At 40.1% G+C, this 14,553-nt stretch carries 14 protein-coding genes and 3 pseudogenes; 3 read left to right on the top strand and 14 right to left on the bottom strand.

Features of this window, described 5'->3' with window-relative positions:
* The first annotated feature begins 119 nt into the window (after window positions 1-119).
* Both HW271_RS02975 and HW271_RS02970 read left to right on the top strand, forming a co-directional pair.
* A complete protein-coding gene (locus HW271_RS02975) occupies window positions 120-575 on the top strand; it encodes a DUF1836 domain-containing protein (RefSeq protein ID WP_178894785.1) in 456 nt (151 codons plus the stop codon).
* Window positions 565-1,212 carry a hemolysin III family protein gene (locus tag HW271_RS02970; RefSeq protein ID WP_178894784.1) on the top strand — a complete coding sequence of 216 codons (648 nt, stop codon included), beginning with the start codon at window positions 565-567 and terminating at the stop codon, window positions 1,210-1,212. Before HW271_RS02975 ends, HW271_RS02970 begins: the two co-directional genes overlap by 11 nt.
* 32 nt (window positions 1,213-1,244) lie before the next feature.
* Here the strand turns inward: HW271_RS02970 and pdxT are convergent, their stop codons facing one another.
* From pdxT to HW271_RS02940, 6 genes are all read right to left on the bottom strand, one after another.
* Window positions 1,245-1,817, bottom strand: a complete 573-nt coding sequence (pdxT, locus tag HW271_RS02965; protein WP_178894783.1) for a pyridoxal 5'-phosphate synthase glutaminase subunit PdxT — start codon at window positions 1,815-1,817, stop codon at window positions 1,245-1,247.
* Complete coding sequence (gene pdxS / locus HW271_RS02960; protein WP_006153788.1) at window positions 1,818-2,693, bottom strand: pyridoxal 5'-phosphate synthase lyase subunit PdxS; 876 nt, start codon at window positions 2,691-2,693, stop codon at window positions 1,818-1,820. It abuts the gene before it with no gap.
* Between the two features lie 137 nt (window positions 2,694-2,830).
* A complete protein-coding gene (locus tag HW271_RS02955; protein WP_178894782.1) occupies window positions 2,831-3,463 on the bottom strand; it encodes a Pr6Pr family membrane protein in 633 nt (210 codons plus the stop codon).
* Between the two features lie 2 nt (window positions 3,464-3,465).
* Window positions 3,466-3,804 carry a zinc ribbon domain-containing protein YjdM gene (locus tag HW271_RS02950; RefSeq protein ID WP_178894781.1) on the bottom strand — a complete coding sequence of 113 codons (339 nt, stop codon included), beginning with the start codon at window positions 3,802-3,804 and terminating at the stop codon, window positions 3,466-3,468.
* Window positions 3,805-3,942: 138 nt separating this feature from the next.
* Window positions 3,943-4,614, bottom strand: coding sequence for a (d)CMP kinase (gene cmk / locus HW271_RS02945; protein WP_178894780.1), 672 nt, complete (start codon window positions 4,612-4,614; stop codon window positions 3,943-3,945).
* 8 nt (window positions 4,615-4,622) lie between these two features.
* Window positions 4,623-5,111, bottom strand: coding sequence for an SAG1386/EF1546 family surface-associated protein (locus HW271_RS02940; protein WP_178894779.1), 489 nt, complete (start codon window positions 5,109-5,111; stop codon window positions 4,623-4,625).
* Between the two features lie 45 nt (window positions 5,112-5,156).
* On the opposite strand from HW271_RS02940, the gene HW271_RS02935 reads away from it, so the two are divergent.
* On the top strand, window positions 5,157-5,360 hold the full coding sequence (locus tag HW271_RS02935) for a ferredoxin (RefSeq protein WP_178894778.1): 204 nt from the start codon (window positions 5,157-5,159) through the stop codon (window positions 5,358-5,360).
* Window positions 5,361-5,585: 225 nt separating this feature from the next.
* Here the strand turns inward: HW271_RS02935 and galE are convergent, their stop codons facing one another.
* The 8 genes and pseudogenes from galE to HW271_RS02895 form a co-directional block, all read right to left on the bottom strand.
* Complete coding sequence (galE, locus tag HW271_RS02930) at window positions 5,586-6,605, bottom strand: UDP-glucose 4-epimerase GalE (protein WP_178894777.1); 1,020 nt, start codon at window positions 6,603-6,605, stop codon at window positions 5,586-5,588.
* A gap of 100 nt (window positions 6,606-6,705) precedes the next feature.
* A pseudogene (locus HW271_RS02925) lies at window positions 6,706-7,805 on the bottom strand (NAD(P)/FAD-dependent oxidoreductase).
* A gap of 16 nt (window positions 7,806-7,821) precedes the next feature.
* Window positions 7,822-8,619, bottom strand: a pseudogene (locus HW271_RS02920) (Nif3-like dinuclear metal center hexameric protein).
* On the bottom strand, window positions 8,606-9,283 hold the full coding sequence (locus HW271_RS02915; RefSeq protein WP_178894774.1) for a tRNA (adenine(22)-N(1))-methyltransferase TrmK: 678 nt from the start codon (window positions 9,281-9,283) through the stop codon (window positions 8,606-8,608). The pseudogene HW271_RS02920 and the gene HW271_RS02915 overlap by 14 nt, the downstream one beginning before the upstream one ends.
* A gap of 79 nt (window positions 9,284-9,362) precedes the next feature.
* A pseudogene (locus HW271_RS02910) lies at window positions 9,363-10,772 on the bottom strand (DNA translocase FtsK); the annotation flags it as partial.
* 141 nt (window positions 10,773-10,913) lie between these two features.
* Window positions 10,914-12,869 (bottom strand): fructose-specific PTS transporter subunit EIIC, encoded by a 1,956-nt coding sequence (locus tag HW271_RS02905; protein WP_178894796.1) that lies wholly within the window; start codon window positions 12,867-12,869, stop codon window positions 10,914-10,916.
* The gene (gene pfkB / locus HW271_RS02900; protein ID WP_178894795.1) at window positions 12,866-13,777 is read right to left on the bottom strand and encodes a 1-phosphofructokinase; all 912 of its coding nucleotides are present in this window, start codon (window positions 13,775-13,777) and stop codon (window positions 12,866-12,868) included. The genes HW271_RS02905 and pfkB overlap by 4 nt, the downstream gene beginning before the upstream one ends.
* A complete protein-coding gene (locus HW271_RS02895) occupies window positions 13,774-14,514 on the bottom strand; it encodes a DeoR/GlpR family DNA-binding transcription regulator (protein ID WP_178894794.1) in 741 nt (246 codons plus the stop codon). Before HW271_RS02895 ends, pfkB begins: the two co-directional genes overlap by 4 nt.
* Window positions 14,515-14,553: the final 39 nt, after the last annotated feature.

Raw genomic sequence — 14,553 nt, 5'->3', positions numbered from 1 at the left:
CATACTATTTTCTCTCATCATAGCATAAATTATTTCTTTCTACAAGCACTTGAAACTTGACTTATTATTTCTAATATTTTATAATCTAGTTATTAAAACTAGATAAAAAGGAGTTGAAAATGAATACCACTTTTTCCTATCCAAAATGGGAAGAAATTCCAAGTATCAATCTCTATCTGGACCAGGTTCTGCTCTATGTCAATCAAATCTGTCCTCCAGCTTCTCCTGACAAGGAGAAAGGTTTGACAGCATCCATGGTGAACAACTATGTCAAACACGGATATATAAGTAAACCTGAAAAGAAAAAATACCAACGCAAACAAATCGCACGATTGATTGCTATTACCACTCTCAAGTCTGTTTTTTCTATCCAAGAAATTGCTCAAACCCTTAATACCCTACACACAGACACTAATTCAGAAGAACTTTACAATGCTTTTGTGGACTATATGAATGAGGACATAGACCCAGCTAATCCTATTATCCGAGCAAGCTGCCAAACGGTCAAACTCTATCATCAAACACTAGCACTAGTCTATACAGAAACCGAAGAGGAGGAAACAAATGAATACTAGTTTCAAACTTAGTAAACGACTTAGTTTTGGAGAAGAAATAGCTAACAGTGTCACCCATGCTGTCGGTGCAGTTATCATGCTCATCTTACTTCCAATTTCATCAACCTATAGTTATGAAGCCCATGGATTTTTATCATCCATTGGTGTTTCGATTTTTGTCATCAGCCTTTTTCTCATGTTTCTTTCATCCACTATTTATCATTCTATGGCTTACGGTTCGACTCATAAGTATGTCTTGCGGATTATTGACCATTCCATGATTTATGTGGCAATCGCTGGATCTTATACTCCTGTGGTTTTAACTTTGATGAACAACTGGTTTGGTTATCTCATTATCGCCATTCAGTGGGGAACGACTATTTTTGGTATTCTTTATAAAATCTTTGCCAAAAAAGTCAATGAAAAATTTAGTCTCATTCTCTACCTCATCATGGGATGGCTAGTTGTAGCAATCTTACCAGCAATTATCAGCCAAACAAATCCAATGTTCTGGTGTCTCATGGTATCAGGAGGCCTATGCTATACAGTTGGTGCTGGGTTCTACGCTAAGAAGAAACCATACTTTCATATGATTTGGCATCTCTTCATCCTAGCAGCCTCAACTCTGCAATACATTGCCATTGTTTATTATATGTAAAAAAAGAAGTTGGGAAAATCCCAACCTCTTTTTTATTTGCACATATTGATAAAATACTGGTGCAAGCGAAGATCATTTGTCAATTCCGGATGAAATGAAGTCACTAGCATATTCTTTTCTTGAGCAGCAACGATTTGACCGTTGACGATTGCTAGAACTTCAACATCCTCACCAACTTCACTAATAATAGGTCCACGGATAAAGGTCATGGGAATTTTACCAACACCCTTACAGTCTGCTTCAGTATAAAAGCTTCCTAGCTGACGCCCATAGGCATTACGCTCTACTACTATATCCATAGTCGCCAGATGACTTTCCTCTTGAGAAGCGATTTGTCTCGCTAGCAAAATCAGACCGGCACAAGTCCCAAAGACTGGTAAGCCATTGAGTATAGCTTCTCTTAGAGGAATCAACATTTGTTGATCACGTAAGAGCTTACCCATGGCCGTTGACTCACCTCCTGGCAAGATCAAACCCGACAGGTCACTCTGGTGTTGCAGAAAATCTTCTAGGTTTCGCAATTCAATACTTTCAACTCTTAGTTCAGTAAGCACTTTTTCATGTTCTACAAAGGCTCCCTGCAAAGCTAATATTCCGATTTTCATCTATTTTCCTCGCTCAGCCATGAGAATTTGGATTTCATTTTCATTGATACCAACCATGGCTTCCCCTAGATCTTCAGAGATTTGAGCCAGAATTTGAGGATTTTGATAGTTGGTAACAGCCTTGACAATTGCAGCCGCACGCTTAACAGGATCACCTGACTTGAAAATCCCTGAGCCAACAAACACACCTTCTGCACCTAGCTGCATCATAAGAGCAGCGTCCGCTGGTGTTGCAACCCCTCCAGCTGCAAAGTTAACAACTGGTAATTTTCCATGTTCGTGGACATATTGAACTAATTCTACAGGTACTTGGAGTTCTTTTGCGGCCACATATAATTCGTCCTCACGGAGGTTTTGAATGCGGCGGATTTCTTGATTCATCATGCGCATATGACGAACAGCCTGTACGATGTCTCCTGTTCCAGGTTCCCCTTTGGTACGAATCATTGAAGCACCTTCAGCGATACGACGCAAGGCTTCTCCTAGGTCTTTAGCACCGCAAACAAAAGGAACTTGAAATTCTTTCTTGTCCACATGAAAACGATCATCAGCTGGAGATAGAACTTCGCTCTCATCAATATAGTCAATCTCGATGGCTTCTAAAATTTGAGCTTCGACAAAATGCCCAATTCGAACCTTAGCCATAACTGGAATGCTGACAGCTTCTTGTATTTCCTTAATCATCTTTGGATCACTCATTCGAGAGACACCACCGGCCGCACGAATATCAGCTGGGATTCGCTCCAAAGCCATAACCGCTGCTGCACCTGCAGCCTCTGCAATTCTTGCTTGTTCAGGATTTTGAACATCCATGATGACGCCACCTTTAAGCATCTGTGCCAAATTCTTATTTAATTCATAACGATTTTCAGTCATTTTTTTCATCCTCAATAGTTGTATTGGTAGCTACATTTTTATTGTAAGGTATTTAAGACTGCATAACAAGATAAAATAAATCGATTTGTCCGGGTACAATTATCTCTATAACAAAAAAGCACCCACATTGGGTACTTTTATTTCTTAGATTTTTTTATACTTTTTACAAGATAAAAGAGATATCCTGAAACCATGTAGGCAACAAAGATAGTTGCTGCCCATTTAAAGACAAAACCCCAACCATGTTTGGTAGCATTCAAAAAGAAATAAGGGAAGGGACTATCCTTAGCATTAGGGACATCCATCTTTAGAACAAAACCGTTTAAGAGGGCAAAAATCATATAAAGCAAAGGAAGGCTAGTCCAAAGCATGGGATCAACTAACTTATATTGACGACTCTTATCAAAAATAACTGTATCTGCTAAAAACCAGAGAGGGACAATATAATGGCAAAGGAAATTTTCCAAACGGTAAAAATCTGTCGTCAAAGGAGCTAGCATGAAATGATAGATGACACAAGTAATCATAATACTCATAGTGACGCCACCTTTGAGACGTAGAATACCAGGACTCTGCCAACTATCACCTCCACTACGCATCTTTAACAAAAGATAACCTGTAAAAAGTACAACCAAAAGGTTAGAAAGTACAGTGTAGTAAAGCAACATCCCTAAACCACCGCGCTTGGTGATCTCCAAGTATACACCGGTAAAGGCTGCTATGATTAAAAAGATACGACTATAAAATATTACTTTTTCATTTTTAATCATGATTAAATCTTCTTCACAAATTCTGATTTAAGCTTCATAGCACCAAAACCATCGATCTTACAGTCAATGTTGTGGTCACCTTCAACAATACGGATGTTTTTCACACGAGTTCCTTGTTTGAGGTCTTTAGGAGCACCTTTAACCTTCAAATCTTTAATCAAGGTAACTGTGTCCCCATCAGCTAGTTTATTTCCATTTGCATCGATAGCAACAAGGCCTTCTTCTGCTTCAACTTGTTCAGCAGGATTCCACTCGTAAGCACATTCTGGACAAACAAGAAGTGCGCCATCTTCATATACATATTCTGAATTACATTTTGGGCAATTTGGTAAATGATTCATGTTATCTCCTTAAAAAATTTATGATTATTTGAATGTCAAATTTTCTTTAACAGCAACTATTATACCTTAAAACAGACTATTTGACAAATCATGATAAAAAACGACAAACCGAAATTCAGTTCATCGTTTTTATAGTTCTTATAAATGTTTTTGTGCTTCTGATTTAATATTTTCAACAACTTCTAAAATAGAGAGTCCAGTCGTATCCAAATAGATTGCATCCTCGGCTTGCTTGAGAGGTGAAGTTTCACGATGACTATCTTTATAATCACGCGCAGCAATCTCTTCTTTCAAAGTTTCCAAATCTGTTTCGATACCCTTTGAAAGATTTTCCTTGTAACGGCGTTCCGCACGCTCATCTACAGATGCTACTAGAAAAATCTTCAATTCAGCTTGAGGCAAGACTACTGTTCCAATATCGCGGCCATCCATAACGATACCACCTTGTTGGGCAATTTCTTGCTGAAGGGCTACCAATTTTTCACGAACAGCTGGAATCGCCGCAAAAGCAGAGACAGCGTTGGTTACTTCATTTTCTCGGATTGGATTTGTTACATCTACATCTCCAACAAAAACAAGTTGTTCTCCATTTTCAGCGCGTCCAAAGCTAATTGGATATTGTTCCAATAATTCAAGAAGTTGAGATGGCTCATCTGGGCTAATTTGGTTTCTCAATGCGATGTAAGTCGCCGCACGATACATAGCGCCTGTATCCAGATAAGTATAGCCAAAGTCCTTAGCAATAATCTTAGCTACTGTACTCTTACCACTGGAAGCTGGCCCATCAATAGCAATCTGAATTGTTTTCATTGTCACTCCTATCTTGTCTTAAGGACATCACCAGGATTTGCAAACCAAGTTCCTGAAGACATATGACCAGGATTCAAGGCTTCAAGTTGAGCAATAGAGATTCCAGCGCGAGCCGCAATGGCTGCTTCCCCTTCTCCTGGCAAAACTGTAATAGTTCCTTCAGAATCAGTATGTGCCTCTGTAGTATTTTGTTGTTCGCCAGACTCAGTAGTAGCTACCGTAGTTGTTTCTGTCGTTACAGTAGTTACTTCTTCAACTTTAGGATTTGCAGAATCATAAAAATCCTTCAAAGCTGATGTTCTATCACTTCCACCCGAAGATAAGTATATTAAAACAATAATCATACCTATAACAACAATAAAGAAAATGATAGCCAGGGTTGTTAAAATGTTATTCGCTGTAAGAAAAGCCCACTTTCCACTTCTAGAATGGCGCTCACTTCTCGACTCTTCCTTGTTTTCCTCATAAATATCTTCTTGCCACGGTTCCTTTTCCATACCTTACTCCTTGAGATTTTTTTAGTTTCTTATTACAATATAAATATGAAGATTAGACTTATACCCGAACGTTGCATCGCCTGTGGGCTCTGCCAAACTTATTCAGAATTATTTGATTACCATGATAATGGTATCGTCCGTTTTTTCGATGATCCTGAACAATTAGAGAAAGAAATTCCTTGTAGCGACGATGCTTTAGAAGCCGTTAAAAATTGCCCTACTCGTGCTCTAATCATAGATGAATCTTAAAATTTGGTGGGCCATAGATTTCTAATTTCCACTCCCTCTAGTGTAGCATAATTTTCTAGAAAATTATAGTCTTTTGCTAGACTAATTTTATACAATTTTACATTTAATTGTTCCAATATTTCAATAATAAATAAACTGTTCTTTTAAGACGTTTTTCTATCACACAAGCACATATAAAGTATTAAAAAAGAGGAATTACTTCCTCTTTTTTGTTTAATCAAATGATTAGTCTTCAAATCCGTTTGGATGTTGACTCTGCCAACGCCATGCATCTTCACACATCTCTGTAATACCAAGTTCTGCTTCCCATCCGAGCTCTTCCTTAGCTTTTGCTGGGTCTGAGTAGCAAGCTGCGATATCACCTGGGCGACGTTCAACGATACGGTATGGAATTGGGCGTCCAACAGCTTTTTCCATATTTTGGATAATTTCAAGAACTGAGTAGCCTTTTCCAGTCCCAAGGTTATACACATTGAGTCCAGAGCCTTTTTGAAGCTTCTTAAGGGCGGCAACGTGTCCTTTTGCTAGGTCAACGACGTGGATATAGTCACGAACACCTGTTCCATCTTCAGTATCGTAGTCATCTCCAAAGACTTGAACTTGTTCCAACTTACCAACTGCGACTTGTGTTACATACGGCAAAAGGTTGTTTGGAATGCCGTTTGGATTTTCTCCTAGGTCACCACTCTCATGCGCACCGATTGGGTTGAAATAACGAAGCAACACAACGTTCCATTCTGAGTCTGCTTTATAGATATCTGTCAAGATTTCTTCAAGCATTAGTTTGGTACGGCCATATGGGTTAGTAGCTGAAAGTGGAAAATCTTCTAGGATTGGAACAGTATGAGGATCTCCATAAACTGTTGCTGAAGAGCTGAAAATAATATTTTTACAGTTGTTTTCTTCCATTGCTTTTAAAAGACTAACTGTACCAGCAATATTGTTATCATAGTAGGCAAGTGGGATACGTGTAGATTCCCCTACAGCCTTCAAACCAGCAAAATGGATAACTCCTGTTGGTTCTTCGTGTTTGAAAATATCACGAAGAGTTTCCGTATCACGAATATCAGCTTCGTAGAAAGGAATTTCTATGCCTGTGATTCTTTCAACTACTTCAAGACTTTTACGACTACTATTGACCAAATTATCCACGACAACAACTTGATGTCCGGCTTGAACCAGTTCAATGACAGTGTGACTTCCAATAAAACCTGCTCCACCCGTTACCAGAATTTTTTCTTGCATTTTATTTCCTCAATTCTTGGATTATTTTTTTCATTTTACCATTTTTGATAGAGAAAGTCATTTACTTTCCTAATACTACCGTAAAAACTAAGTAAAAGATTTACGATTGTTTCTTTTTAATATATCTTTCAGTCGGATAATCTGCTGGATCTAATTCTCCACTTCTCCCCTGAAGCATTTGAGCTAAATGATATCCTATAATAGGGCCGGTCGTTAAGCCTGAAGATCCTAGACCACTTGCTGTATAGACTCCTGATAAGTTTGGAACCTGTCCAAAGAATGGAGAGAAATCACTTGTATAGGCACGAATCCCCACGCGCCCACCACTTATCATTGTATCTTTTAAGTTAGGATAAAATGGACTCGCTGCCTCAGCCATTTGCTGAAGCAAATTTTCATCAACTGTTAGGTCAAATCCCATATCATTTTCATGAGTAGCTCCCAGAGACAACTTCCCACCTGGAAATGGAATCAAATCCCACTCCCCTTCAGGCATAACTACAGGATAAGCTCCCATGTCTTGTTCCACTTGGTAATCTCGAAGTTGCCCCTTTTGAGGACGAACGTCTACCTCATATCCTAAAGGCTCTAATATGTGACCAAGCCCAAGCTCTGTGGACAAGATAACTTGGTCAAACATTTGATTGTCTATCTGATAACCCGATGCTAGAGGAGTTAGACTGACCTCTTTCTTTACGACCTTAACTTGACTGGCTTCAAGTAACCGATTCACTAGGAGTTGCCCATCTACTCGAGCTCCACCAGAAGCATAGAGTAATCTTTCAAATCCCTCCAATCCAGGGAATAAGCTACTTGCAGCCACTTGGTCTAAAATGGCTAATTCTCCTATTAAGGGAGATTCATCTCTACGTTGCAAGGCTAGTTGATAGAGTTCCTCTAGTTTGGAGTCATCTTTTTTAAGCAGAAAGACACCGGAACTCTGGTAGAAATCAACTTTTGACCAGATTTTTCTAAGTCAGCTAATAAATCCACGTAGAAATCAGCTCCAAGGCGCGCCATCTTGTACCAGGCCTTATTGGCGTCGTTTAGAAAACCAGGGACTGATAATTCCTGCCGCTGCCTTGGTCGCTTGTCCGTGCCCATGATCAAAGACAGTTACTTCGACCTCTGCTTCTTAGAGAGATAGTAGGCGGCTGTTGCCCCTACAATCCCTGCTCCTACAATGGCAACTTTTTTCATTGTCTTTACCTTCTAACTAGATATGATGGAATGGATTGGTTGATGCCTGACTTGCGATAACTTCGAGAGACCAAACATTTTCTTCCTTCCATTCGTTCAAGAGTGCTGCAATTCTTTCCACAAAAAGCATTTCGATATAGTGGTCCCGGATCCAGAGCCAACAAGCCATCTGACAGCATATCTTGGGCAGTGGTGGTAATAAATATCACCAGTGATGTAGACATCTGCTTCTTTTGCTAAAGCATCAGAATAGAAAGATTGCCCACTGCCACCACAGATAGCAACTCTTGAAATGGTCTTTTGCAAATCACTCTCATGATAATACACCATACGGAGACTATCTAGACCAAAGACTTCCTTAACATGACTAGCAAATTCTTCAAATGTTTGAGGTTTAATATTGCCTATACGCCGATACCACGTTCAGGACCTGTCTCCTGTAGATAAGTTGTATCATTAATATCCAATAGTTGGCAGAACCAGTCATTAAGTCCGTTTTCAACAATATCAATATTAGTATGGCTAACGTAGACTGCAATATCATGCTTGATAAGATCAATATAAATCTGATTTTGAGGGCGACTAGCTACCAAGTCCTTTATCGGACGGAAGATTGGCGCGTGCTTAACGATAATCAAATCAACACCCTTTTCGATAGCTTCTGCCCTGTATCTTCACGTATATCAAGGGCAACCATGACTTTCTGGATTTCTTTGTCTAAGGTACCAATCTGCAGTCCACGATTATCGCCTTCCATAGAAAATTCTTGAGGGCAATAGGTTTCATAACGCTTAATCACTTCACTTGCTTTCATGGAGCACCTCCTTGATGGCTTGAATTTTATCTACTAAAACTTGACGTTCTTCATGATTTTTTTCTGGGATTTGACTAAGGGCAAATTCGAGCTTACTTGCTTCTCTTTGCCACTTTTGGACAAATACGGAGCTAAGTTCTTTAGATAGAAAAGGACCAAAACGGATATCGCTAGTTGATAAATTCATTTTCCCAGCTTCCACTACTAGAATCTCGTAAAATTTTCCAGCTTCCTCTAAAATACTTTCAGCTACAATCTGAAATCCATGCTCTTGTAACCAACTACGTAACTCATCTTCACGATTATTAGGTTGAAGAATCAATCGCTCAACATTGGCTAGTTTGTCCAAACCCTCTTCTAATATCGTAGCAATCAAACGACCACCCATTCCTGCAATAGTGATAACAGAGACCTGATCACTTACTTCGAAAGCTGCTAAACCATTGGCTAAACGAACCTGAATTTTCTCAGTCAAGCTATGACTTTCAACATTTCTAACTGCAGATTGATAGGGCCCCTCTACAACTTCACCCGCGATGGCAGCTTCAATATGACCTTTTTCAACTAATTCAATAGGTAAATAAGCATGGTCGCTACCGACGTCCAGCAAAACAGCTCCTTGGGGAACAAAAGAAGCTACTGTTTCTAATCTCTTTGAAATCATCTTCTCTCACTTTCAAAAACTCTATTTCCCTTTATTATACCATATTTTATCTGGCAACCCTGCACCTAAAAAAGACCGCAATCATGGATTGACGAGCCTTCATGAGAATGCTAGCGATAATACCATTAACTGCAACAGATTTACCAGAACCCGTAGAACCGGCAACTAGCAAGTGAGGCATTTTAGCCAAATCAAAACTACGAGCCGTACCATTGACTGCTTTCCAAGAGGAATTTCTAAAAGATTTTCAGGTTTTGTTTGAGATTGTTCCCAAAGCTCACGGAAGGATACAGTTGCAATTTCCGAGTTAGGAACTTCGATACCTACCAAGGATTTCCCAGGAATCGGTGCTTCGATACGGACATCCTTAGCAGCCAAGGCCAAAGCTAAATCGTCTGCTAGGTTTGAAATACGGTTGACACGGACACCAACTGCAGGTTTAACCTCATACTTGGTCACCGACGGACCAATTTCAGCACGCTCAACTGTTACCTTAATACCAAAACTTGCGAAGGTCTCTTCCAAAATTTTGATATTTTCTCGAACAATTTTCTTTTCTTTTGACTGATCTTTTGGTTTATCTGGCGCAAAGAGTTGCAAGCTTGGGAGCTTATACTCCAATGCCTTTTTAGCAGAAAAAATCTACTTCTACCTCTTCGTCATCATCATCTTCTTCAGAGAAAACTTCTTCCTCTGGATAGTCTCCTTCTTCAGGGTAATCAAAATCAGCTTGCGGGAGAATAATCTCAGGTTCTACCCATTCCTCCTCTGGAAGTGGAGGAAATTCTTGCAGTGGTTGGTCTGATAAGATTTCTCCAGTTTCCATATCTACAGGCTGCATGTCAAGCAAAGCCTGCTCTTCTCTTTCTTTTTCAAGTCTTGCTTGCTCTTCTGCTTCTCTTCGTGCCTTTTTCTTCCTCACGCTTGATAAAGCGCTCTTGTTTTTTCTGTTCACGGCGCTCCATCCAGATAGCAAATCGAGCTGAAAGAAAATCAGCAATATCATAGATAGACCATGGACTCATTAAAAGAGCTCGATTAGGATTAAGATTGCCCCTATGAAATAGGTACCGATATTTGAGAACAAAAAGGCTACCGGAATATAGAGACCTACCCCTAACAAGCCTCCTCCTGCAAAACTTGTTACTTGAAAACTAGTTAAATCTTTAAAGATTTGTCCAATCGTTCCTTGAAAAACAGCATTTGCCATGCTAAGCTTCCAGACAAGATAAGCTTGAAAGATGAGGAGCAAGCCTGCAAAAATAAAGAAGAAACCTGCTAACAAGCCTTCTTGTTTATGAATCCACTTAAATAAAAATAGATAGATTAGGAGAGAGAAAATAGCTAGATAAGCTAAACTTCCCACGAGTAAGCGAATCAGGTTATAAACAGTGATTCCGACAGCTCCCCATTTGAGAGCTGCAAAAATTAAACAGATAGCCAAAGCTAAAGAAATCAGCATTCGTTGAATCGCTTGTTTTCTTTCCAATTCTGCTTTAGACGGTCTTCGTCTTGTTTTAGTTGTATTCTTGTTTGCCATGCTTCTATTATATCATATTTCATGAACTTTTCGAGAGGTTAAAAAAATGACTGCCCACTTTCGTGTTCAGTCATTTGAATGTGTTTGTGATTATTTTTCTAATGGTTTACGAAGGTAACCGTAAACTACACCACTGACAATTGCTCCTACCAAGACAAAGACAAGGTAAAGAAGAGCATTTGAAGTAAGGGCGATAACGAAGATTCCTCCGTGAGGAGCCATGAGTTTGATATTTGCAAGACCAACGAGTCCACCTGCTACCGCTGAACCAAGGATGAAGCTTGGGATAGCACGAGCTGGGTCTGCTGCACCAAATGGAATCGCACCTTCAGTGATGAATGACAAGCCCATAACGATGTTCGTCAAACCAGAGTTACGTTCTTCTTTGGTAAATTTATTCTTGAAGAGAAGTGTTGCCACAAAGATTGCAAGCGGTGGAACCATTCCTCCAGCCATAACTGCTGCCATGGCTACTGAACCACCTGTTGCCACTGTTGCTGCAAGAGTACCAGTACCAAAGACGTAGGCTGCTTTATTGACAGGTCCACCCATATCGACAGCCATCATTCCTCCAAGAACGACTCCAAGAAGGACAGCTGATCCACCTTCAAGACCACCAAGGAAGTTGTTCATACCAGTGTTGATTGCGGCCATTGGGATATTAACAGCTAGCATGACAAAGCCTGTCAAGATTGTTCCAAAAAGTGGCAAAATAAGGATTGATTTAGCACCTTCAAGTGAGCGAGGAACCTTCACGTATTTCTTAACCAAGAGCACCAAGGCACCTGCGATAAATCCACCTACGAGGGCTCCAAGAAAACCTGATGATACCCCTGCAAGGGCTGAAGTTGCTTCGCCACCTTGTGCGTAAGGGATTTTACCAAAGGCATAACCTTCTTTAGCGATAGCACCAGCTACGAAACCGGCTACCAAACCTGGTTTTTCAGCGATTGAGTAAGCAACATATCCAGCAAATACTGGAAGCATCAAACCGAAGGCTGAACCACCAATTTTCATGAACATGGAAGCTAGCTCATGGTAGGAACCGAGATTGCCAAGACTATCCTGTGGCACACCCAAAGCACCATCAATCAAGAAAGCAAGTGCAATCATGATACCTCCACCGATAACGAATGGCAACATTTGTGATACACCACTCATCAAGTGTTTGTAGAAGGCACCACCTAGACTTTGTTTTTCATTAGATGCTGTTGAAGCTTGCGCTCCATTAGCAGCACGATAGACTTCAGCATTACCAGAAAGAGCCAAGTTGATCAACTCTTCTGTCTTACGAATACCATCTGCAACCGGACGGTTCACCAATGGTTTACCATCAAAACGATCCATCTCAACTGCTTTATCTGCAGCGATGATAACAGCTTTGGCATTGCGGATATCTTCTGCTGTCAATTTGTTGCCAACACCACTTGCACCGTTGGTTTCAACCTTGATACCAACACCCATTTCCGCAGCCACTTTTTGAAGAGCTTCTTGGGCCATGTATGTGTGGGCAATTCCTGTTGTACAAGCTGTAACTGCTACGATAAAGTCACCAGATTCATTTGCAAGAGCTTGAACTGGTTCTTGAGGTTTTTCTGATGCTTGGTCAAAGAGTTCAATGACTTGATCAGCTGATGTTACTTGACGAAGTTTATCAGCAAATCCGTCTTTCATCAAATATTGTGACAATTCTGCCAAGGCAGCCAAGTGAGTATCATTGGCACCTTCTGGAGCAGCAATCATAAAGAAGAGGTCAGTTGCTTGTCCGTCTAAACTTTCGTAATCAACACCCTTGTTCGACTTAGCAAAGAGAACAGTAGCTTCCTTTACAGCAGCATTTTTGCTGTGTGGCATAGCGATACCGTCGCCCAAGCCTGTAGAAGTCAAAGCTTCACGCGCTAAGATTCCTTCTTTAAAGGTTTCAAAATCTGTCACGTATCCGTGTTCAACCAAGCTATGAATCATTTCTTCGATAGCTGCTGTTTTTTCAGTTGCTTGCAAATCAAGCAACATGACATCTTTTCTCAATAAATCTTGAATTTTCATCTTTTTTCTACCTCAACTTTTTCATAAGTTTCTTTAATAAATGCTGCAGTTGCTAAATCATCTGAAAATGTAGTTGCTGTTCCACAAGCCACTCCCCATTTAAAGGCTTCCACTGCGTCTTTTGATTTTACAAACTCACCGGTAAATCCAGCAACCATAGAGTCACCAGCCCCAACTGAGTTTTTAACTGTTCCCTTGATCGGTTTAGCAAAGTATGCTCCATCTGATGTTACCAGAAGGGCACCATCACCAGCCATAGAGATAATCACGTTTTGAGCACCCTTAGCCAGTAATTCTCGAGCGTATTTTTCTATTTCATCAAGGCTTTCAAGCTTGACTCCAAAGATAGCTCCCAGTTCATGATTATTTGGTTTGACCAAAAGTGGTTGATAATCCAAACTATCAATCAAGGTCTGACCTTCAAAGTCACAGACTACTTGTGCGCCTGTCTGACGGGTCAAGGCAATCAAATCCTTATAGATGACATTGCCTAAGTTTTTAGCACTTGATCCAGCAAATACTACTGTATCTTCTGCTGTGAGATTTGAAAGAATGGCTTTTAACTCTTCAAGTTGTTCGGGCTCAACATTAGGACCTGTCCCATTGATTTCAGTTTCTTGGTCTGCTTTGATCTTGACATTGATACGCGTATCTTCTGCCACTTGGACAAATTGCGTTTCAATTTGTTCTTCAGCTAAAGTATCTGTGATAAATTTTCCAGTAAAGCCTCCGATGAAACCTGTCGCTGTATTTGGAATATCCAAACGCTTCAAGACACGGCTAACATTGATACCTTTACCGCCAGCAAACTTATCATCACTATCCATACGATTAACACTACCAACTTCCACTTTGTCCAAACGGACAATGTAGTCTATAGATGGATTGAGTGTGACTGTATAAATCATACTTCTATTACCTCCGTTTTCTCTTTGATAGCTGGCAAGAGCTCGTGACCCTTGCTTGTAATGACAATAGCACGTTTTATAGGAGCTACCTTAGCAAAACAAGACTGACCAATCTTGGATGAATCTGCTAGAACATATGTCTGTTTAGCATTTTCTAAGATAGCACGCTTGACGGCGCCCTCCTCCATATCTGGAGTTGTAAAGTAACCTTCATCTACACCATTCATTCCAATAAAGGCACGATCAAAGTGCAGTTGGTTAATCTGATTGAGAGCTACTCCTCCGATACTGGCATCTGTTGTCATTTTAACTCCACCACCGATAATGACTGTTGGGATTTGCTTATCCACTAATTGAACCGCATGGTGAATGGAATTGGTTACCACTGTAATGTCTTTTCGCTCCAATTCTTTAACGAGAAAGGCTGTCGTACTTCCTGCATCCACAAAGATAACATCTTTTTCTTTGATGAGAGAAGCTGCTTTTTGAGCAATCAACTTTTTCTCTTGAAGGTTTTTGACAGATTTTTCTTGAATGGTTTCTTCTTCTTGCAAGGAGTGAGGCAACTCTGCTCCTCCATGCACTCGACGAAGTTTATTTTCAGACTCCAATTCATCTAAATCACGTCTAACTGTTGATTCTGAAGTATCTAGCAAGCCTACCAATTTCTCTAGAGAGACGATTTTATGCTTACTCAATTCTTCTAAAATCAACTTTTTTCTCTCGCTTTTTAGCACGAACCCACCTCCTGTTAACGATTACATTATTCATTCTAT

The organism is Streptococcus sp. oral taxon 061 (genome assembly GCF_013394695.1).
GTDB lineage: Bacteria > Bacillota > Bacilli > Lactobacillales > Streptococcaceae > Streptococcus.
This window is presented reverse-complemented; position numbering and strand designations above follow the sequence as displayed.

Bases quoted from the DNA above. Each gene is read 5' to 3' on its own strand.
- HW271_RS02975 (WP_178894785.1), top strand. From the start codon at position 120: ATGAATACCACTTTTTCCTATCCAAAATGGGAAGAAATTCCAAGTATC.
- HW271_RS02970 (WP_178894784.1), top strand. From the start codon at position 565: ATGAATACTAGTTTCAAACTTAGTAAACGACTTAGTTTTGGAGAAGAA.
- pdxT (WP_178894783.1), bottom strand. From the start codon at position 1,817: ATGAAAATCGGAATATTAGCTTTGCAGGGAGCCTTTGTAGAACATGAA.
- pdxS (WP_006153788.1), bottom strand. From the start codon at position 2,693: ATGACTGAAAATCGTTATGAATTAAATAAGAATTTGGCACAGATGCTT.
- HW271_RS02955 (WP_178894782.1), bottom strand. From the start codon at position 3,463: ATGATTAAAAATGAAAAAGTAATATTTTATAGTCGTATCTTTTTAATC.
- HW271_RS02950 (WP_178894781.1), bottom strand. From the start codon at position 3,804: ATGAATCATTTACCAAATTGCCCAAAATGTAATTCAGAATATGTATAT.
- cmk (WP_178894780.1), bottom strand. From the start codon at position 4,614: ATGAAAACAATTCAGATTGCTATTGATGGGCCAGCTTCCAGTGGTAAG.
- HW271_RS02940 (WP_178894779.1), bottom strand. From the start codon at position 5,111: ATGGAAAAGGAACCGTGGCAAGAAGATATTTATGAGGAAAACAAGGAA.
- HW271_RS02935 (WP_178894778.1), top strand. From the start codon at position 5,157: ATGAAGATTAGACTTATACCCGAACGTTGCATCGCCTGTGGGCTCTGC.
- galE (WP_178894777.1), bottom strand. From the start codon at position 6,605: ATGCAAGAAAAAATTCTGGTAACGGGTGGAGCAGGTTTTATTGGAAGT.
- HW271_RS02915 (WP_178894774.1), bottom strand. From the start codon at position 9,283: ATGATTTCAAAGAGATTAGAAACAGTAGCTTCTTTTGTTCCCCAAGGA.
- HW271_RS02905 (WP_178894796.1), bottom strand. From the start codon at position 12,869: ATGAAAATTCAAGATTTATTGAGAAAAGATGTCATGTTGCTTGATTTG.
- pfkB (WP_178894795.1), bottom strand. From the start codon at position 13,777: ATGATTTATACAGTCACACTCAATCCATCTATAGACTACATTGTCCGT.